Source organism: Streptomyces sp. NPDC007808, from assembly GCF_042868655.1.
GTDB lineage: Bacteria > Actinomycetota > Actinomycetes > Streptomycetales > Streptomycetaceae > Streptomyces.
This window is the reverse complement of sequence record NZ_JBIAEQ010000009.1, coordinates 441,463-458,943: the sequence shown is the minus strand read 5'-3', so window position 1 is coordinate 458,943 and position 17,481 is coordinate 441,463. Positions and strand designations below refer to the sequence as shown.

At 71.7% G+C, this 17,481-nt stretch carries 19 protein-coding genes; 9 read left to right on the top strand and 10 right to left on the bottom strand.

Annotation, left to right across the window (positions count from 1 at the left end; all coding sequences use genetic code 11):
* The first annotated feature begins 93 nt into the window (after window positions 1-93).
* A complete protein-coding gene (locus ACFYNL_RS33125; RefSeq protein ID WP_388810014.1) occupies window positions 94-522 on the top strand; it encodes an ester cyclase in 429 nt (142 codons plus the stop codon).
* 9 nt (window positions 523-531) lie between these two features.
* On the opposite strand, the gene ACFYNL_RS33120 is transcribed toward ACFYNL_RS33125, so the two are convergent.
* A complete protein-coding gene (locus ACFYNL_RS33120) occupies window positions 532-867 on the bottom strand; it encodes a YnfA family protein (RefSeq protein WP_388810011.1) in 336 nt (111 codons plus the stop codon).
* 116 nt (window positions 868-983) lie between these two features.
* Here ACFYNL_RS33120 and ACFYNL_RS33115 point away from each other — a divergent pair, with 116 nt between their 5' ends.
* Window positions 984-1,445: a hypothetical protein gene (locus tag ACFYNL_RS33115; protein WP_388810008.1), complete on the top strand. Its 462-nt coding sequence runs from the start codon at window positions 984-986 to the stop codon at window positions 1,443-1,445.
* Window positions 1,446-1,472: 27 nt separating this feature from the next.
* On the opposite strand, the gene ACFYNL_RS33110 is transcribed toward ACFYNL_RS33115, so the two are convergent.
* Window positions 1,473-1,880, bottom strand: coding sequence for a winged helix-turn-helix transcriptional regulator (locus ACFYNL_RS33110; protein WP_388810006.1), 408 nt, complete (start codon window positions 1,878-1,880; stop codon window positions 1,473-1,475).
* Window positions 1,881-2,012: 132 nt separating this feature from the next.
* On the opposite strand from ACFYNL_RS33110, the gene ACFYNL_RS33105 reads away from it, so the two are divergent.
* Window positions 2,013-2,903 (top strand): NADP-dependent oxidoreductase, encoded by an 891-nt coding sequence (locus ACFYNL_RS33105; RefSeq protein ID WP_388810005.1) that lies wholly within the window; start codon window positions 2,013-2,015, stop codon window positions 2,901-2,903.
* Window positions 2,904-3,005: 102 nt separating this feature from the next.
* Here ACFYNL_RS33105 and ACFYNL_RS33100 read toward each other — a convergent pair whose 3' ends face one another.
* Window positions 3,006-3,854: a DUF6597 domain-containing transcriptional factor gene (locus tag ACFYNL_RS33100; RefSeq protein WP_388810004.1), complete on the bottom strand. Its 849-nt coding sequence runs from the start codon at window positions 3,852-3,854 to the stop codon at window positions 3,006-3,008.
* Between the two features lie 79 nt (window positions 3,855-3,933).
* On the opposite strand from ACFYNL_RS33100, the gene ACFYNL_RS33095 reads away from it, so the two are divergent.
* The 5 genes from ACFYNL_RS33095 to ACFYNL_RS33075 all read left to right on the top strand — a co-directional run bounded on the left by ACFYNL_RS33095 (window position 3,934) and on the right by ACFYNL_RS33075 (window position 8,493).
* On the top strand, window positions 3,934-4,536 hold the full coding sequence (locus tag ACFYNL_RS33095; protein ID WP_388810002.1) for a TIGR03086 family metal-binding protein: 603 nt from the start codon (window positions 3,934-3,936) through the stop codon (window positions 4,534-4,536).
* Window positions 4,537-4,600: 64 nt separating this feature from the next.
* A complete protein-coding gene (locus tag ACFYNL_RS33090; protein WP_388810001.1) occupies window positions 4,601-5,686 on the top strand; it encodes an LLM class flavin-dependent oxidoreductase in 1,086 nt (361 codons plus the stop codon).
* Window positions 5,683-6,267, top strand: coding sequence for an FMN reductase (locus tag ACFYNL_RS33085; protein ID WP_388810000.1), 585 nt, complete (start codon window positions 5,683-5,685; stop codon window positions 6,265-6,267). The genes ACFYNL_RS33090 and ACFYNL_RS33085 overlap by 4 nt, the downstream gene beginning before the upstream one ends.
* Window positions 6,268-6,341: 74 nt before the next feature.
* Window positions 6,342-7,070, top strand: a complete 729-nt coding sequence (locus ACFYNL_RS33080) for a response regulator transcription factor (protein ID WP_388809998.1) — start codon at window positions 6,342-6,344, stop codon at window positions 7,068-7,070.
* 1 nt (window position 7,071) lies between these two features.
* Window positions 7,072-8,493, top strand: coding sequence for an ATP-binding protein (locus ACFYNL_RS33075; protein ID WP_388809996.1), 1,422 nt, complete (start codon window positions 7,072-7,074; stop codon window positions 8,491-8,493).
* A gap of 187 nt (window positions 8,494-8,680) precedes the next feature.
* Here the strand turns inward: ACFYNL_RS33075 and ACFYNL_RS33070 are convergent, their stop codons facing one another.
* From ACFYNL_RS33070 to ACFYNL_RS33045, 6 genes are all read right to left on the bottom strand, one after another.
* On the bottom strand, window positions 8,681-9,154 hold the full coding sequence (locus tag ACFYNL_RS33070; protein WP_388809993.1) for a diadenosine tetraphosphate hydrolase: 474 nt from the start codon (window positions 9,152-9,154) through the stop codon (window positions 8,681-8,683).
* A gap of 75 nt (window positions 9,155-9,229) precedes the next feature.
* The gene (locus ACFYNL_RS33065; RefSeq protein WP_388809990.1) at window positions 9,230-9,817 is read right to left on the bottom strand and encodes an ABATE domain-containing protein; all 588 of its coding nucleotides are present in this window, start codon (window positions 9,815-9,817) and stop codon (window positions 9,230-9,232) included.
* 126 nt (window positions 9,818-9,943) lie between these two features.
* Complete coding sequence (locus ACFYNL_RS33060; RefSeq protein ID WP_388809987.1) at window positions 9,944-11,584, bottom strand: glycoside hydrolase family 13 protein; 1,641 nt, start codon at window positions 11,582-11,584, stop codon at window positions 9,944-9,946.
* 41 nt (window positions 11,585-11,625) lie between these two features.
* Window positions 11,626-12,459, bottom strand: coding sequence for a carbohydrate ABC transporter permease (locus tag ACFYNL_RS33055; protein ID WP_388809985.1), 834 nt, complete (start codon window positions 12,457-12,459; stop codon window positions 11,626-11,628).
* Window positions 12,456-13,496, bottom strand: coding sequence for a carbohydrate ABC transporter permease (locus ACFYNL_RS33050; protein ID WP_388809983.1), 1,041 nt, complete (start codon window positions 13,494-13,496; stop codon window positions 12,456-12,458). Before ACFYNL_RS33050 ends, ACFYNL_RS33055 begins: the two co-directional genes overlap by 4 nt.
* 11 nt (window positions 13,497-13,507) lie before the next feature.
* Window positions 13,508-14,803: an ABC transporter substrate-binding protein gene (locus ACFYNL_RS33045; protein WP_388809980.1), complete on the bottom strand. Its 1,296-nt coding sequence runs from the start codon at window positions 14,801-14,803 to the stop codon at window positions 13,508-13,510.
* Between the two features lie 321 nt (window positions 14,804-15,124).
* On the opposite strand from ACFYNL_RS33045, the gene ACFYNL_RS33040 reads away from it, so the two are divergent.
* The gene (locus tag ACFYNL_RS33040; RefSeq protein ID WP_388810121.1) at window positions 15,125-16,150 is read left to right on the top strand and encodes a LacI family DNA-binding transcriptional regulator; all 1,026 of its coding nucleotides are present in this window, start codon (window positions 15,125-15,127) and stop codon (window positions 16,148-16,150) included.
* Between the two features lie 461 nt (window positions 16,151-16,611).
* Here the strand turns inward: ACFYNL_RS33040 and ACFYNL_RS33035 are convergent, their stop codons facing one another.
* Entirely contained in the window at window positions 16,612-17,256 is a 645-nt protein-coding gene (locus ACFYNL_RS33035) for a hypothetical protein (RefSeq protein ID WP_388809978.1), read from the bottom strand.
* Window positions 17,257-17,481: the final 225 nt, after the last annotated feature.

Genomic DNA, 17,481 nt, shown 5'->3' with positions numbered 1-17,481 from the left:
CTGCTCCTCGGGCGAGGTCGAAAGGCTGTCCGGCCAGGATAGGCGGGCGGTGGGAGAATGGGGTGGGTGATCCTCCAGCACGGGAGGTAGATCATGGGACAGGCACGTGAGGTCATGGACCGGCTGACCGAGGCGATCACCACCGCGGACCCCAAGGCCATCGCCGAGCTCTACGCACCGGACGCGGTCGCCGTCACGCCCGACGGCGGGGAGCTCCACGGACGGGACGACATCGCCGCGTACTGGCGGCAGATGACGGAGGCGGTTCCTGACGGCTCGTACGAGTCGGTGCACTCGTACGAGGTCGGCAACACGGCCATCGACGAGGGTGTCTTCACCGGCCGGAACACCGGGCCGATCCAGTTGCCCACGGGGGAGACGGTGGCCCCGACGCAGAAGGAGATCAGGATCCGCGGGGTCGACTTCGCCACCGTCGACGACACCGGGCACATCGTCGACTACCGCCTCTACTTCGACGAGATGGAGTTCCTCGGGCAGTTGGGGCTGCTGCCGCCGTCCTGAGCCCCGGGCTCAGTCGCCCCTCGGCGCGTACATGATGACCGCCATGCCCGCGAGGCAGATCAGCGCGCCCGTGACGTCCCAGCGGTCCGGTCGGTAGCCGTCCGCGGCCATGCCCCAGGCCAGGGAGCCGGCGACGAAGACGCCGCCGTACGCGGCGAGCACACGGCCGAACTCGGCGTCGGGCTGGAGTGTGGCGACGAAGCCGTAGGCGCCGAGCGCCATGACGCCGGCGCCGATCCACAGCCACCCGCGGTGTTCCCGCACGCCCTGCCAGACCAGCCAGGCGCCGCCGATCTCGAACAGGGCGGCGACGACGAACAGGGCGGCGGAGCGCAGGACGAGCATGGGGTCAGCCTCGCATGCCCTCGCCCGGGCCCACGCGTCACCTGTTGGACGGCGCCTGCCGTCCGCCGGGCGTGGGATACATCCGTACGACCACGGCGGAGTGAGGAGCGGACGGTATGCGGCGGATGACAGGTGCCGGGGTGTGCGTTGCGGCCGTGGTCGCGGCGGTCGGCGGCGCGGCCCCGGGCGCCGGTGCGGCGGACGGTCCCCGGGCGGGCCTTGCCTACCACGGCTGGGCCGGCCTCTCCGCCGGCCGGGTCGACCTGCGCTTCACGCCGCGCAACGACGGCCCGACCGCCGTTGCGGAATCGGTCGTACGGCTGCACTGGTCGCAGCCCCTGGCCGACCGGCAGGAGCTGCCCGAGGCGTGCGCGCGGGCCGGGGAGCGTCTGCTGACGTGCCGCGTCGGCGCGCTGGGCGGGCACCGCGCGGGGGAGCGGATCGCTCTGCGGGTGCTGCTGCGGGGTGCGCCGACGGAGGTGTCCCTGGAGTTCGAGACCGCGGGGAGCGGCGCGGCCGTGGACGGTGACCGGCAGCGGGTGCTCGTGCTGGACACGGGGGACACGTACGCGTTCTGACCGTCGCGGTGCGGGTGGGGTCGGGCCCTACGCGTCGGCGTTCTCGGCGTCGTAGCGTTCGCGGGAGAGGCGGACCTCGTCGAAGTGGGTCTCCGCCCAGTCCTTCACGGCCGTCAGGAGCAGGGCCAGGTTGTGCCCGAGGGGCGTGAGCTCGTAGTCGACCCGGACCGGGACCGACGGGGTGACGGTGCGGGAGAGGAGGCCGTCGCGTTCCAGGGAGCGCAGGGTCTGGGTCAGCATCTTGGGGCTGACACCGGCGATCCTGCGGCCGAGGTCGCTGTAGCGCAGGGGGCCCGGGGCGAGGGCGGAGACGACGAGGCTGACCCACTTGTCGCTGATGCGGTCCAGGAGCTGGTTGGTGGGGCAGCTCTTGATGAACGCGTCGTACTCGACGCGTGCCTGCTCACGCCGCTGGGCCGCCGTCATGGTCGCCATGGCTCACCTCCGGGGTATGTACGCACTCTCAGGTAACTACTTACCTCTGGATAGTAACTCTTCCTAGGGTTGTGCGCAGTGATCGGGAGGACATCCCGGACGTGAACAGACCCAGGATCAAGGAGAGTTGCTGTGCGTGCTGTTGTGGTGAACTCGTTCGGCGGGCCGGAAGCGGTGCAGGTCGTGGAGACCGAGGTGCCCGAGCCCGGTGCGGGGGAGATACGGATCAAGGTCGCGGCGGCCGGACTGAACCCCGTGGACGCGGGGGTGCGGGCCGGTGTCTTCGGTGGTTCGGGACAGCGGATCGGGCTCGGCTGGGACGTCGCCGGGACGGTCGACGCGGTCGGCACGGGAAGCTCCTGGAGCGTCGGGGACCAGGTGGTGGCGCTCGTCTACGGCCCGCTCAAGCCGCTGGGCACCCACGCCGAGTACGTCGTCGTGGCGGCGGACGCGGCGGCCGGGGCGCCCACCACCGTCGACGCCGTGCACGCGGCGACCCTGCCGCTGAACGCGCTGACCGCCGTACAGGCCCTCGACCTGCTGGAGTTGACGCCGGGTGAGTCGCTGCTGGTGACCGGGGCGGCGGGGGCGGTCGGCGGGTACGCGGTCCGACTGGCCGCGCACCGGGGGCTGTCGGTGACCGGGCTGGCCCGGGAGGACGACGAGGAGTTCGTACGGTCGCTGGGGGCCGAGCGGTTCCTCAGCGGCGCCGTCGCGGACGGCGGCTTCGACGCGGTGCTGGACGCCGCCGTCCTCGGCGAGCCGGCCCTGGACCGGGTCCGGGACGGGGGCCGCTACATCGGTGTCATCCCGCACGCCGAGCCCGCCTCCGTGCGGGGCGTGCGGACCGGGGCGGTCGAGGTCAGCGCCGACGGTGCACGGCTGACCGAACTGGTGCGGCTCCTCGACGAGGGGGTGCTGTCGACGCGGGTGGCCGAGACGTTCGCCCTGGACGACGCCGCCAAGGCGCACGCCCGGCTCGCGGAGGGCGGCCTGCGGGGGCGGCTGGTGCTGGTGCCGTGACGCCCGGTCCCCTGACGTGCGGTGCCCGCGCGTGCCTGCGGTGAGGCGCGGCCCGGTCGGTGTCGTCGCGAGGGGGCGCCCGGTGCTCGACGCCCCCGCCGCTCATCGGCCCGTGCCCGCGCGCTCGGCCTGGGCCTCCGCGGCGTACGCCGTGGGCGGCACCCCCACCGTCGCCGTGAAGTCCCGTACCAGATGGGCCTGGTCGGCATAGCCGAGGTCGGCGGCGAGGCCGGCCCAGTCGACGTCCTCGCGGGTGCCGGCCTGCTCCAGGGCCTCGTGGATGCGGTAGCGCAGGAGCACCCACTTGGGGCTGACGCCCACATGGGCCGAGAAGAGCCGCTGCAGCGCCCGCACCGACAGGCCCCGCGCCTCGGCGAAGTCACCGACGCGGCGCACGGTGCGGTCGGTGCGGATGGACCGGACGAGGTCGACCGCGAGGTCGGCCTGCGGGTCCGGGGCACACGGCAGGGAGAGCAGGAAGGCGTCGAGGGCGGTGACCCGGGCGTGGTCGTCCGCGGGGGTGACGATCGCGCGGGCGGTGTCGGCCGTGATCCGCGGGAACACCTCCTGGGCGGGCAGCGCGCGGCCCGTCCACCGCGACACCGGCGCCTCGGGAGCGTAGGGCCGGAAGCCACCGGGCCGGAACTTCACCCCGCAGACCCCGCCCCGCCCGGCCAGCTTCCTGGTGTAGAGGCCGAGGGCGACGCCGGTGACCTCGCCGTAGGGCGGGGCTCCCGCCTCGTCGGCCCCGTCCCACTGGAAGGTGAGGTTGACGGCGGGGTGCGGGACGATGTGGGAGGCGTAGGGCGCGGGCAGGTCCCAGTCGATGAGCCAGTACCACTCGACGTAGCGGCGCAGCGGCTCGGCGGGCTCGTGGCGGCGGAACCGCACGCGGTTCAGCAACCCGGACGGGTCGACGATCCCGCGGGTGTCCTGGCGGGGTGCCTCCATGCCGGGATCGTACGTCCGGCCGCGGCGCGCGTCGCGTTTCTTCAAGAAGGAGCGGGGGCGGCTTTCCTACGGTCGAGGCATGGACACGAACAGCGTGCGCACGCACGGCATCGGTGAGCTGCTGGCCATGGCCCGGGACCGGGCGGTCCCGGTGGTGCGGGGGATTCCCGGATCGGCGCTCGGCGCCCCCACGCCGTGCGCCGAGTACGACGTGAAGGACCTGGTCAATCACCTCTTCCAGGTGATCGTGCAGTTCCAGAGGCTGGCCGCGAAGGAGGCGTCGGACTTCGGTGAGACACCCGATCGGGTCGCCGAGGGTCCGGAGTGGCGGGAGCGGCTCGCGCAGGAGGCGGACCGGCTGGTGGCGGCCTGGTCCGCGCCGGGTGCCGAGGAGGGGACGACCGGTGGGATGAACCTGCCGGCTCGACTGGTCGGTTCGATGGCGCTGCTCGATCTGACGGTGCACGTGTGGGATCTGGCGCGGGCGACCGGCCAGGACGAGCCGGGTGCCGACGAGGCGGTCGTGGCGGAGCTGGCCGGCGCGGTGGACGAGCTGGCGCCGACGGCTCGCAGGATGGGGGTGTTCGGTGAGCCGGTGCCGGAGCCCGCGGGCGCCTCGGCGTTCGAGCGGCTGCTCGCGCGGACCGGCAGGGACCCGCACTGGGCGGGCGCCCGGGAATAGCCTTCGGCCGGTCCTCGTTCTCCAGGTATAGTTTAACGGTCAACAACCTGGAGGGTGAGCGACCATGCAGTTCGGGATCTTCAGCGTCGGCGACGTGACGCCGGACCCCACGACAGGCCGTACGCCGACCGAGCACGAGCGCATCAAGGCCATGGTCGCCATCGCGCTGAAGGCCGAGGAGGTCGGCCTCGACGTCTTCGCGACCGGCGAGCACCACAACCCGCCCTTCGTGCCGTCGTCCCCGACGACGATGCTCGGCTACATCGCGGCGCGGACCGAGAGGCTGGTGCTGTCCACCTCCACCACCCTGATCACCACGAACGACCCGGTGAAGATCGCCGAGGACTTCGCGATGCTCCAGCACCTGGGCGACGGCCGGGTCGACCTGATGATGGGCCGCGGCAACACCGGCCCGGTCTACCCCTGGTTCGGCCAGGACATCCGGCAGGGCATCAACCTCGCCATCGAGAACTACGCCCTGCTGCACCGGCTGTGGCGCGAGGACGTCGTGGACTGGGAGGGGAAGTTCCGCACCCCGCTGCAGGGCTTCACCGCCACACCCCGCCCGCTGGACGGCGTACCGCCGTTCGTCTGGCACGGGTCGATCCGCTCGCCGGAGATCGCCGAGCAGGCCGCGTACTACGGCGACGGCTTCTTCCACAACAACATCTTCTGGCCGGCCGACCACACCAAGCGCATGGTCGAGCTGTACCGGACGCGGTACGCCCACTACGGGCACGGCACGCCCGAGCAGGCGATCGTCGGGCTCGGCGGGCAGGTGTTCATGCGGCGCAACTCCCAGGACGCGATCCGTGAGTTCCGGCCGTACTTCGACGTCGCGCCGGTGTACGGGCACGGGCCGTCGCTGGAGGACTTCACGGACCAGACACCGCTGACCGTCGGCTCCCCGCAGCAGGTGATCGAGAAGACGCTGTCCTTCCGCGAGTACGCCGGTGACTACCAGCGTCAGCTGTTCCTGATGGACCACGCCGGGCTGCCGCTGAAGACCGTGCTGGAGCAGATCGACATGCTCGGGGAGGAGGTCGTGCCGGTGCTGCGCGAGGAGTTCGCCAAGGGCCGTCCGGCCGACGTCCCCGACGCCCCCACCCACGCCACCCGCAAGGCCGCCCGGGAGGTGACCGTCGCATGAAGCTCGTCGTCGTCTCCGCGGGACTGAGCGTCCCGTCCTCCACCCGGCTGCTCGGCGACCGGCTCGCGGCAGCGGTCGGCAGTCGGACCCCGGTGGAGGTGCAGGTCGTGGAGCTGCGCGAACTCGCCGTGGAGATCGCGCACCACCTCACCAACGGCTTCCCGGGCCGCGGGCTGGCCGCCGCGATCGACGCGGTGACCTCGGCGGACGGCCTGGTCGTCGTCACCCCGGTGTTCTCGGCGTCCTACAGCGGCCTGTTCAAGTCGTTCTTCGACGTGCTCGACAAGGACGTGCTGACGGGCATGCCGGTACTGATCGCGGCGACCGGCGGCACGGCCCGGCACTCCCTGGTCCTGGACCACGCCCTGCGCCCGCTCTTCGCCCACCTGCGGGCCGTGGTCGTCCCGACCGGCGTGTACGCCGCCTCGGAGGACTGGGGCGCACAAGGGCTGAACGGGCGGATCGAACGGGCCGCGGCGGAGCTGGCGGGACTGATGGCCGGCCGACCCGCGAAGAAGGCGGCGCAGCCGGAGGTCGTGCCCTTCGAGGAACGGCTCGCGGCACTGCGACCGGCTGGGTGAGAGCCCAGTAAGAACAAGGCCGGGTGAGCCACTCGTCATGTCCTGGGACCGCGACGGCTTGGCAGTATGAACAGGTGCCCCAGACTGTTCTCCTCGCCGAAGACGACCGCGCCATCCGCAACGCGCTGGAGCGTGCGCTGACCCTGGAGGGCTACCGGGTCACCGCGGTCGCCGACGGCGTCGAGGCGCTGGCGCAGGCCCACCGCACGCCCCCGGACGTGCTCGTACTGGACGTGATGATGCCCGGCATCGACGGTCTCCAGGTCTGCCGGGTGCTGCGCGCCGAGGGCGACCGCACCCCGATCCTGATGCTGACGGCGCTCGTGGAGACCCAGGACCGCATCGCCGGCCTGGACGCGGGCGCCGACGACTACGTGGTCAAGCCCTTCGACGTGGAGGAGGTCTTCGCCCGGCTGCGCGCCCTGCTGCGCCGCACCAGTGAGGCTAACGGCGCCCCCGTCGACGTACCCAGGCAGGCACCCGAGGCGCCCGCCGCGGCGGACCGGCTGATCGAGGCGGCCGGGCTGCGGATGGACCCGCAGGCACGTCGGGCGTGGCGGGGGGCGCGGGAGCTGGAGCTGACGCGCACCGAGTTCGAGCTGCTGGAGCTGCTGGTGCGCAACGCCGGCATCGTCCTCGACCACTCCACCATCTACGACCGGATCTGGGGGTACGACTTCGGCCCCGGCTCCAAGAACCTCGCCGTCTACGTCGGCTACCTGCGCCGCAAGCTCGACGAGCCCGGCGCCCCGCAGCTGATCCACACGGTCCGCGGGGTGGGTTACGTGCTGCGGGAGGACTGAAGTGGGCCCCGCCCGCCGCCGGCTCGGGCAGCTGCTGCGGGGGCGGCGAAGAAACGGGCTCGGCACCACCTTCGCCCTCTCCTTCGCGGCCGTGACCGCCGTGGTCACCGTCCTGGTCGGCCTGCTGTCGTACACCGCGGCCGCCCGGCTGGTGCGGGTCGACCAGGAGTCCGTGTTCTCCGAGGTCGTGCAGGACCTGCGGGGCGAGGTGCGCCGGCGGCCGATGACGACGCGGGACTTCTCCTCCTCCGCGCCCGGGCACGATCTCGTACGGCCCGCCCGTACCGATGTGCAGGTGCTCGGCCCGGACGGCGCCGTCGTCGACCCCGGGCGGCCGGGACTGCCGGTCACGGCCGCCGACCGGCGGATCGCCACCGACGCGACGGCCGGGCGACTGGTCGAGCACAAGGACGTCGACGTCGGCAGCGACGTCTACCGTGTCGCGACCGTCGCGCTCGGCGGCGGGCGGGGCGCGGTGCAGGTGGCCCAGGAGTTCAGCGACACCGAGGACCTGCTGCGGGCGCTGCAGCAGCGGACCCTGCTGCTGATGGCGGCCGTGGTCACGCTCGCCGGGCTCTTCGGCTGGTGGCTGGCCCGGCGCATCACCCGCCGCCTGGTCGTCCTCACCGCCGCCGCCGAGGATGTCGCCCGCACCCGCCGCCTCGGGATCCAGGTACCGGTCACCGGATACGACGAGGTGGGCCGGCTGGGCCGCGCCTTCGACCGCATGCTGGGCCGGCTGGCACAGTCGGAGGAGGACCAGCGACGCCTCGTGCAGGACGCGGGCCACGAGCTGCGCACCCCCCTGACCTCGCTGCGCACGAACATCTCCCTGCTGCGCCGCATCGACGAACTGCCGCCCGCCACCCGTGACGAACTGGTGGCGGACCTGGGTCAGGAGGCACGCGAACTGACCGACCTCGTCAACGAGTTGGTCGATCTGGCAGCCGGTCAGTCCGACACCGAGCCGGTCCAGCGGGTGGACCTCGCCGACATCGCCGAGGAGGTGGCCGGGCTCACCCGGCGCCGTACGGGGCGGCGGATCCTGGTCCGCGCGAGTGGGGAGACCGCGACCGAGGGGCGGCCCGCGATGCTCCAGCGCGCGGTCACCAACCTCGTGGAGAACGCGGCGAAGTTCGACCGCGACGGCAGCGCACCGATCGAGATCAACGTCGCGGGCCCCGCCCGTCCCGGCACGATCCGCGTCGAGGTCCTGGACCGGGGGCCGGGCATCGCCGAGGACGACCTGCTCCGGGTCTTCGACCGCTTCTACCGCGCCGCCGACGCGCGGTCCCTGCCCGGGTCGGGGCTGGGGCTGTCGATCGTCCGGGAGGTGGCGCTGTCGCACGGCGGGGCGCCGTTCGCCTTCCGGCGGGACGGGGGCGGTACGGTGATCGGCTTCTCGGTGGGCGGGTCCGCCTGACCGGATTCTCCGTTCGGCCCTGTCCCGGTGCACCAGGACGGACCCCCGCGGAGCCGGAGGTCGCCGCTTGACGGCTTCTCCTTGGCTGCGGCGGCCCGCAGCCGGCACCAGCCCCGGCCGCGTGGGGGCCCGAACCGTCGATCGCCCGAGCCGTGGCGGGCACGAGGCGGGTCCGGGGCCGTGCGGGTCAGGACGCCGTCCGGTCCAGTTCCTCGCCGATCGCCTCGCGCAGCGCGTCGTGCCGCGCACCGAGCGCGTGCCGCTCGTCCCTCCAGTGCTCGCGCGGGTAGAGCCACACGGGCATGCCCACGAGATCGGCCGGTTCCCAGTCGAACCGCGGCCACACATGCGCGTGCAGGAACGGGTCGGTGTTACCCAGGATCTCCAGATTGACCCGCCGGAAGGCCGGATCCAGCCGTGTGCAGGCGCGTTCGACGGCCTCGCCCAGGCGGTCCATGTCCGACAGGAACGCCAGCCGCCTGCTTCTCGGCAGGTCCGACAGCCGCCGCACGCCGGGATCGTCCACGAGGAGCACCGAATACCCGGGCAGGAACTGCACGTCCCCGATGACGGCGAACCCGGCCGTCAGTCTGCGGAGCACCGTGGGGTTCGCTCCCCGCAGCGCGCTGCCGATGCGGTCGTTGCGCCAGTCGTCGGTCATGATCGGCGACTCTACCCACCTCGGTGCGAAAGGTCCGGGCCGTCACCGGTACGGGCGGAGGTGCCGGTGCCGGGGTCAGTCCGTCGCGGACCCGGTGCGGCGGGCGTAGGCGCGGGCGGCGCGGGCGCGGTCGCCGCAGCGGGTGGAGCACCAGTGACGGCGGCCGTGCCGGAGCAGGTAGCGGTTGCAGGGCGGGGAGCCGCAGGCCGTGAGGCGTTCGGCGTCCGGGGAGGTGAGCAGGTCGGCGGCGTCGGCGGCGAGGGTCGCCAGGGCGTGGTCGACGATCTCGGTGGTGGGGTGCGGGGCCACTCGGTGCGGGCCGTTCTTCTCGTCCCACTGCAGAAGCGGTGCCGTCGGGACCCTGGTCAGCGCGTCGTTCACGGCGGCCAGGGCGGCCGGCAGGGCAGCGACCCCGGCGATCCGCGCGTCGAACAGGGACCGGACCTGCTCCCGCAGGGAGCGCAGCTGGGCGGCGCACATCTCGCGCATTCCGGCGTCGACCGGGGCGAGACCGCGGTCGGTGAGCCACCGGTTCGCCTCGGCCGGGGTGCCCAGCAGGTCGACGAAGTGCCCGCCGGGCAGGGCGATCGCGGTGTTGGCCAGGGCGAGGGAGGGGTACTGCTCCTCACCGGGAGCGGGTGACACGGCGGGGTCGGCGGACATGGTCTCCTACAGCTCTCGTCATGGCAGGGATCGCTGCCATCCGTGAGAAGAGGCTACCGAACCAGGGCCCGTCCGGTCGGCGGGGCAAGGAGCACCGGACGGGCCCCGGTGGACCGGGGTGAGAGGTCACACCGCCAGCCAGGCCGCCTGGTCGGGGGCGAGCGCGCCGTCCTCCACAGGACCGCTGGTCAGCAGGACGTCGCTGTGGCCGGGCAGCCGATACGGCTCGGGCGAGAGGTTGACCACGCAGACGAGGCCCGGCTCCCGGCGGAAGGCCAGCACCTCGGCGGGGGCGTCCAGCCAGGTCAGGTCCCCGTCGCCGAGGGCCGGATGCGCGCGGCGCAGACGCAGGGCCGTGCGGTAGAGCTCCAGCATGGAGGCCGGGTCGCCGGTCTGGGCGGCCACGCTGCGGTCGGCCCAGTCGGCCGGCTGGGGCAGCCAGGGCTCGCCGGACGAGCCGTCGGGGCTGAAACCGTACGGGGCCGACTCGCCGGACCACGGGAGCGGGACCCGGCAGCCGTCGCGGCCCCGCTGCGTGTGCCCGGAGCGTTCCCAGATCGGGTCCTGGAGGACCGCGTCGGGCAGGTCCTCGACCTCCGGCAGGCCGAGTTCCTCGCCCTGGTAGACATAGGCCCCGCCGGGCAGGGCCAGCATGAGCAGGGCGGCGGCGCGGGCCCGGCGGGTGCCCAGGTCGAGGTCCAGGGGGCCCTCGGCGCGGTAGACGTCGTTGGCCACCCAGCGCTTGCCGGGGCTGGGACGGCCGTAGCGGCTCAGGTGGCGTACGACGTCGTGGTTGGACAGCACCCAGGTGGCGGGTGCCCCCACCGAGCCGAGCATGGCGAGCGATTCGTCGATGACGGTGCGCAGTGCCTTGGGGTCCCACGTGGACATCAGGAAGTCGAAGTTGAACGCGGTGTGCAGACCGTCCGGGCGGACGTAGGCGGCGAGCCGCTCGGGGGTGTCCGCCCAGGCCTCGGCGACGAAGCACCGGTCGCCGGGGAACTCGTCGGCGACCTTGCGCCAGGACCGGTAGACCTCGTGGACCTCGTCGCGGTCCCAGTGCGGGTGCTCGACGTGCGGCGGGCGCTCCTCGGCCACCTCCTGACGGGGCGGCAGGTCGGGCAGCTCCGGGTGCTTGATCAGCCCGTGGGCGACGTCGATGCGGAAGCCGTCCACGCCCATGCTGAACCAGAACCGCAGCACCGACTCGAACTCCGCGCGCACCTCGGGGTGTTCCCAGTTGAGGTCCGGCTGCTCGGGCGCGAACAGGTGCAGGTACCACTCGCCGTCGGGCAGCCGGGTCCACGCCGGGCCGCCGAAGCAGGAGACCCAGTCGTTGGGGGGCTGTGCGCCGTCGGGGCCCCGGCCCGGCCGGAACACGTACCGCTCGCGCTCCGGGCTGCCGGGCCCCGCGGCCAGCGCCGCCCGGAACCAGGCGTGCCGGTCGGAGGTGTGGTTGGGCACGATGTCCGGGATGACGCGGATCCCGTGCTCGTGCGCCTCCTCGATGAGCCGCTCGGCCTCCGCCACGGAGCCGAAGAGCGGGTCGATCTCGCGGAAGTCCGCCACGTCGTAACCGTGGTCGGCCATCGGCGACTTGTACCACGGGTTGATCCATATGGCGTCCACGCCGAGGGACTTGAGGTACGGCAGCCGGGACCGGATGCCGGCGATGTCACCGACGCCGTCGCCGTTGCCGTCGGCGAAGCTGCGGATGTAGACCTGGTAGATGACGGCGCTGCGCCACCAGGGTGCGGTGGGGGACACGGTCGCGTTGCTCCTAGGGGTCGAGAGGGAGAGGGGCGGGTCTACTTCGCCGCGCCGGCCGTGAGTCCGGCGACGATCCGGCGCTGGAAGAGCAGCACCATGACCACCAGCGGGACCGTGACGAGGACCCCGGCCGCCATCTGGCTGCCGAACGGCGTCTCGTACGTCGTCGCGCCGGTGAACTTCGAGATGGCGACCGGCGCGGTCTGCATCCCGGGCTTGTTGGTCATCGACAGGGCGATGAGGAACTCGTTCCAGGCCGCGATGAACGTGATGATCGCGGTGGTGAAGATGCCCGGCGCCGCGAGCGGGATGATGACCTTGCGGAACGCCTGCCCGCGCGTGCAGCCGTCGACCATGGCGGCGTGCTCCAACTCGTCCGGCATCTGCCGGAAGAAGGTGGTCAGGTTCCACACCGCCAGCGGCAGCGCGAAGGACATGCTCGGCACGATCATGGCCTGGTACGTGTTGATCCAGCCCATGTCGGTGAACAGCTTCAGCAGCGGCACGACGATCGACACCACCGGGAACATCGAGGTGGCGATGATCAGGGTCAGGATCAGCCGCTTGAAACGGAACTCCAGCCGGGCCATCGCGTACGCCGTGAACGTCGCCAGCAGCAGGGCCAGGACGGTCGTGATCCCGGCCACGATCAGGCTGTTGAGCAACGCCTGCCCGAAGCCCTGCTCCGGATCGAACACCGCACGGTAGTTCTCGAACGACACCGTGGTGGGCAGCAGCGAGGTGTCGAAGATGTCCGAGGTGGGGCGCAGGCTGGAGACCAGCATCCAGTAGAAGGGGGCCAGGCAGTAGGCCACGACCGCGAGGACACCCGCGTACAGCAGGCCGCTGCGCCACTTCGCCGTCAGGGTCATGCCGCCACCTCCGCCCGGCGCGCCGCGAGGATCCGCGGGCGCCTGCCCTTGGGCGGGCGGGGGCCGGCGTCGCCGATCAGGTCGGCGCCGAGCAGCCGTACGAAGGCCAGGGCGACGAGGAGGACGTAGAGGAAGAGGAGCACGGAGTACGCGGACGCCGGACCGAAGCGGACGTTCGACGCCTCGTTCTGGGCGAGCATCGACAGGGTCTCCACGGACTGCTTCTGAGCGCCGATCAGGATGTAGGGCAGGTCGAACATGCGCAGCGCGTCCATGCAGCGGAACAACATCGCCACCAGCAGCGCGGGTTTCACCAGCGGCAGGGTGATGTGCCAGAACTGACGGCCCGGGCCGGCCCCGTCGAGCCGCGCGGCCTCGTACACCTCCTTCTCGATCACCTGGAGGCCGGCCAGCACCAGCAGCCCGATGAAGGGCGCCGTCTTCCACACCTCGGCGACGATGACCGCGGCCTTGGCGTGGAAGCCCTCGGTGGTCCACAGCACCTGCTGTCCGATCAGCGCGTTGGCGATGCCGTCGCTGTTGAAGATCCACCGCCACAGCAGGCCCGAGATGGCGGTCGGCACCGCCCAGGGCACCAAGATCCCCGCCCGGACCAGGCCGCGACCCCGGAACGCCTTGTGCATGATCAGGGCCATCGCCACCCCGATCAGCGTCTCCAGGGCGACCGTGACGACGGTGAAGAACGTGGTGTTCCAGAACGCGTTCCAGAACCGCTCCCCGGCCTCACCGAAGATGTCCGCGTAGTTGCGCAGCCCGACGAACGGCTCGGTCGCGCTGATGAACCCGGTCTCCGGGTCCAGTCCCTTCGCCCCGTACAGCGACTCGCCCAGCGCCATCAGCGTCGGGTAGAGCACGACGATCGTCAGCACCAGCAGCGTCGGGGACACCAGCAGTGCGGCCATCCGCGCCGAGCCCGAGGTCGCCCGCACCGGCCTGCCGCTACGGCGTCGGCGCGGCGGCGCGAGGGGGGCTCGCTCCGCCACGGTCACCTCGGGCGGGGTCTTGGTGTCGGCCATGTCCGCGCCCCTCACCGGCCGGTGGACTTCCGCAGGGCTTCCTGCAGGTCCTTCAGCGCCTGGGCGCTGCTCTTGCTCCCGGTCAGGGCGGCGTACGCCTCCCGCTGCACCGCCGAGGTCACGTCGCCGTACTGCACGACGCGGGGCCGTGGCACGGCACGGAGGATGGACTCCTTGAGCACCGGCAGGTACGGGTACTGCTTCACCAGCGCCTTGTCCTCGTACAGCGAGGCGTACGGCGGTGCGAGGGAGGAGACCTTGAGGAACTCGGCCGTGGTGGCCTCGCTGCTGAAGAACTTCATGAAGTCCAGCGCCGTCGCCTTGTTCTTCGCGTGCGACGACAGGGCCAGGTTGTGGCCGCCCAGGCTGGAGGAGCCGGGGCCGTTCAGGCCGGGCAGCGGGGCGACGGCGTACTTCCCCTTGATGTCGCTCTTGCCCGCCAGGGAGTACACGTAGGGCCAGTTGCGGTGGAAGATCAGCTTGCCGGACTGGAACGCCTGGCGGCCGTCCTCCTCCAGGTAGGTGATGCCCTCCTCGGGGATGGTGCGGTCCTCGAAGGAGCCGACCAGGAAGTCCAGGCCCTTCCGCGCCTCGGGGGTGTCGACGTCGGGCTTGCCGTTCGCGTCGGTGACGACTCCGCCCGCGGAGTTCACGGCCTCGGAGAAGTTGACGGTCAGGCCCTCGTACTTCTGGAACTGCCCGGCGTAGCAGGACATGTCCTTCGCCTCGGGCAGCTTCTTCACCTCGGCGCAGGCGGCCTTCAGCTGCGCCCAGGTCGTGGGCGGCTCGCTGATCCCGGCCTTCTTCAGCAGGTCGGTGCGGTAGTAGAGCATGCCGCCGTCGGAGCTGGCCGGGACCGCGTACAGGCCGTCGCGGTACTTGGCCGTCTCCACCACCGGCTTCAGTATCTTCCCCAGCGGGAACCGCTCCTCGGGCAGCTCGTCGATCCACTGGTGGGCGGCGAACTCCGACGTCCACACGACGTCGAGCGAGAGCACCGTGTAGGCGTCGGACTTCGTCTCCGCGTTCTGGATCATCTGCTGGCGCTGCGCGTCGGCGTCGGTCGGCAGCTGGATGAAGGTGACCTTCTCCTTCGGGTGCAGCTTGTTCCAGCGGTCGAGCATCGGCTGGACCGCGCCGGTGGTGTCCTTGCCGGCCACGTACGTGATGGGGCCGCGGCCCTCGAAGCTCCCCGGCCCGGCCTGCCCGGAGGCGCCGTCGTCGGAGGCGCCGCAGGCGCCGAGGAGAAGGGCGCCCACGGTGATCACGACCGCATGCTGGAACGCTCTGGTGGTGGTGGTCTTCACGGTGTCTCCTGGTCGTACGGGGTCGTACGGCGTCGTACGTGACGGTCTGTTCCCGATGGCGAGACCGCGTTGTCACGCGCTTCATAGATCAAATCAGCAGGTCAAAGCACTCGTGAATGTCGCTGTGCAGCTCTGAGCCACTCCTGCGTGACAACGCTTGCAAGCTAGGGGCGGTCTTTGCCGGAAGTCAATGCGTTACCGCGCGGTAATGCGCTGTAGCTGATGGATCCCTGTGCATGAAAGCGCTGTCACGTGAGGGGTCGTGAATCGTGCCGCTTGTGCTACCGTCCGCTCATGCCACCAGCTCAGCGGCACCCCACGATGGCTGACGTAGCCGAACGGGCCGGGGTCTCCACATCGACCGTTTCGCGCACGCTTCGGGGGCTGTCCACCGTCTCTCCCGAGGTCCGCGCACGCGTCGAACAGGCGGCGCGCGAGCTCAACTTCGCCGTGTCACGGCAGGCCGCAAGCCTTGTCACGGGCCGGACCGGGAACGTGGCGGTGTTGGTTCCCACGCTCCAGTCGTGGTTCATGGGAGCCGCACTGTCCAGCCTGGCCCCGCTGCTGAGAGCGGCCGGCCTGGAACTGAACGTCTATGTGATCCCCGACCTGGCCGCGCGCACCTCCTTCTTCGAGCGCCTCCCGGCCCGGCGCAACGCCGACGCCCTGCTGGTGTTCTGCTTCGACCTCACCGACGAGGAGACCGAGAGCCTGGACAACCTCGGCATGCCGGTCATCTACGTCAGCCAGCATGTCGAGGGGCGGCCGAGCGTCTACGTCGACGACGTCGCCGCCGCGGTGCACGGCACCCGGCACCTGCTCAACCTCGGCCACCGTCGCATCGCCTTCGTCCAGACCGTCGGGGCCAGCGGCTTCTCCTTCAGCTCCAACGAGCGGCTGCTCGGCTACCAGCAGGCCCTGACCGAGGCGGGCATCCCCCTCGACGACGACCTGGTGGTCTCCACCCTGCCCGGCGACAAGCGCGCCACGGCCGAGGCGCTCGGGCGGCTGCTGAGCCTGCGCGAACCGCCCACCGCCGTCTTCGCCGAGCAGGACGAGGTCGCCGTGGCCACGATCTGGACCCTGCGCAGGACCCAGATCCCCGTGCCCGAACGCGTCTCCGTCCTCGGCTTCGACGACCAGCCCATCGCCGACTGGTTCGACCTGACCACCGTCGCCCAGTCACCCTCCGACCTCGGCCGAGAGGCCGGCGCACTCGCCCTGGCCCTCATCGAGGACTCCGACGCGGACCACGTCCGTCACGTGGTGCTGCCGACCCACCTGATCCCCCGCGGGACGACGGCGCCGCCTGCGCCGCCGCAGGGCGACGAGGCGCGCGGCACCTGAGCCGGCTCCGCGACGAGGTGCGCGGTACCTGAGCCCGGCTCCGCGACGAGGTGCGCAGTACCTGAGCCCGGCTCCGCGACGAGGCACGCGGCACCTGAGCCCGGCTCCGCGACGAGGCACGCGGCACCTGAGCCCGGCTCCGCGACGAGGGCGCTGGAGGACGAGCCGTCGGTGGCTGTCGCAGAAAACCAGCACCGTGCGCTCGTGGCGTACGCGTGCGGTACGTGATGGTCGCGGCGGGTGTGTTTCCGCCGAAGCCTCGGCGGCACCTTTCACCAGGGCACCGGGCGGACCGACTCACTGCCCACGAGGAGCGCACTCGCCCTCACTGCCCACAAGGAGCGCACTCGCCCGATCCCGGGAGTGACCGAGCCGCCACCGCACGGGCGTGGAACGGGGCGCTGTCCCTGGACACCGAGCAGTACGCGGACCCGCTCGGCCGTCCGGCCCGGCTCACCGGGTCAGGGCCACACCAGGCAATACGGCTGATGCCCCGCCTCATGCAGGCGGTGGCTGAAGTCCTGCCACTCGTGCAGCAGTTGGTAGACGTTGAACGCGTCCCGGGGCCCACCCCGGTCCGGCACCGTCGACCAGATGAAGGCGGCCGCGCCGACCGCTTCCTCTCCTATACCGCGCAGCGGGTCCACGACCGTCATCGGGAGCTTGACCACGGCGTAGTCGGGGTGCAGGACGACGAGTTCCAGCGGCGGCACCTTGTGCAGGGGGACGCCCTCGATGCCCGTCAGGACCATCGCGGCCATCGTCTCCGGCTTGATCTTGGTGAACATGCCGTTCATGCCGAGTTCGTCGCCGCCGAGTTCCTCGGGGCGCATCGAGATGGGGACGCGGGCCGCGGTCGCCCCGTCCGGCGCGCCGAAGTACTTGTACGTCACCCCCACCCGACCACCATTCCTGCTCGCCCTCAGCCGATCAACGTGACGGTGGTCGGCCCGCTCTGACTCGTTCGGTACACCCGGCATATCCGGTACTACGTGTCCCTGACGTGGTTCGTTCGAATCCTCCGCGTCGCGCCGGTGCCTTCCCCGCCGGGCACGTCGAGGACCCAGGTCATCAGTCCCCTCGCCCAGTCCGCCACCGCGATGCATATCTCCACCCGACTGCTTTTCTAGGACCCGTGGCCCCCGCCGCGCAACCCGATCATCGTGTCAGTGACCTCCCCCACGGCCGCCCGCCGAAACGTGCGCTGAAACACCTGTCCGCAGGATCTTTTCAGTCCCCGACCACCACACCCCGCATGAGCTGTGTGTATCGCCCCCCAGTCTCGCAGATCGCGGGGGCGGGCCGCTGTGAGACCGGTCGCCGGGCGGTGG

Excerpts from the sequence above, each read along its gene's own strand:
- ACFYNL_RS33090 (WP_388810001.1), top strand. The coding sequence starts at position 4,601 with ATGCAGTTCGGGATCTTCAGCGTCGGCGACGTGACGCCGGACCCCACG.
- ACFYNL_RS33055 (WP_388809985.1), bottom strand. The coding sequence starts at position 12,459 with ATGACCCTGACGGCGAAGTGGCGCAGCGGCCTGCTGTACGCGGGTGTC.
- ACFYNL_RS33035 (WP_388809978.1), bottom strand. The coding sequence starts at position 17,256 with ATGCATCGCGGTGGCGGACTGGGCGAGGGGACTGATGACCTGGGTCCT.
- ACFYNL_RS33070 (WP_388809993.1), bottom strand. The coding sequence starts at position 9,154 with ATGACCGACGACTGGCGCAACGACCGCATCGGCAGCGCGCTGCGGGGA.
- ACFYNL_RS33040 (WP_388810121.1), top strand. The coding sequence starts at position 15,125 with ATGGCTGACGTAGCCGAACGGGCCGGGGTCTCCACATCGACCGTTTCG.
- ACFYNL_RS33110 (WP_388810006.1), bottom strand. The coding sequence starts at position 1,880 with ATGGCGACCATGACGGCGGCCCAGCGGCGTGAGCAGGCACGCGTCGAG.
- ACFYNL_RS33115 (WP_388810008.1), top strand. The coding sequence starts at position 984 with ATGCGGCGGATGACAGGTGCCGGGGTGTGCGTTGCGGCCGTGGTCGCG.
- ACFYNL_RS33120 (WP_388810011.1), bottom strand. The coding sequence starts at position 867 with ATGCTCGTCCTGCGCTCCGCCGCCCTGTTCGTCGTCGCCGCCCTGTTC.
- ACFYNL_RS33050 (WP_388809983.1), bottom strand. The coding sequence starts at position 13,496 with ATGGCCGACACCAAGACCCCGCCCGAGGTGACCGTGGCGGAGCGAGCC.
- ACFYNL_RS33095 (WP_388810002.1), top strand. The coding sequence starts at position 3,934 with ATGGACACGAACAGCGTGCGCACGCACGGCATCGGTGAGCTGCTGGCC.
- ACFYNL_RS33125 (WP_388810014.1), top strand. The coding sequence starts at position 94 with ATGGGACAGGCACGTGAGGTCATGGACCGGCTGACCGAGGCGATCACC.
- ACFYNL_RS33100 (WP_388810004.1), bottom strand. The coding sequence starts at position 3,854 with ATGGAGGCACCCCGCCAGGACACCCGCGGGATCGTCGACCCGTCCGGG.
- ACFYNL_RS33065 (WP_388809990.1), bottom strand. The coding sequence starts at position 9,817 with ATGTCCGCCGACCCCGCCGTGTCACCCGCTCCCGGTGAGGAGCAGTAC.
- ACFYNL_RS33085 (WP_388810000.1), top strand. The coding sequence starts at position 5,683 with ATGAAGCTCGTCGTCGTCTCCGCGGGACTGAGCGTCCCGTCCTCCACC.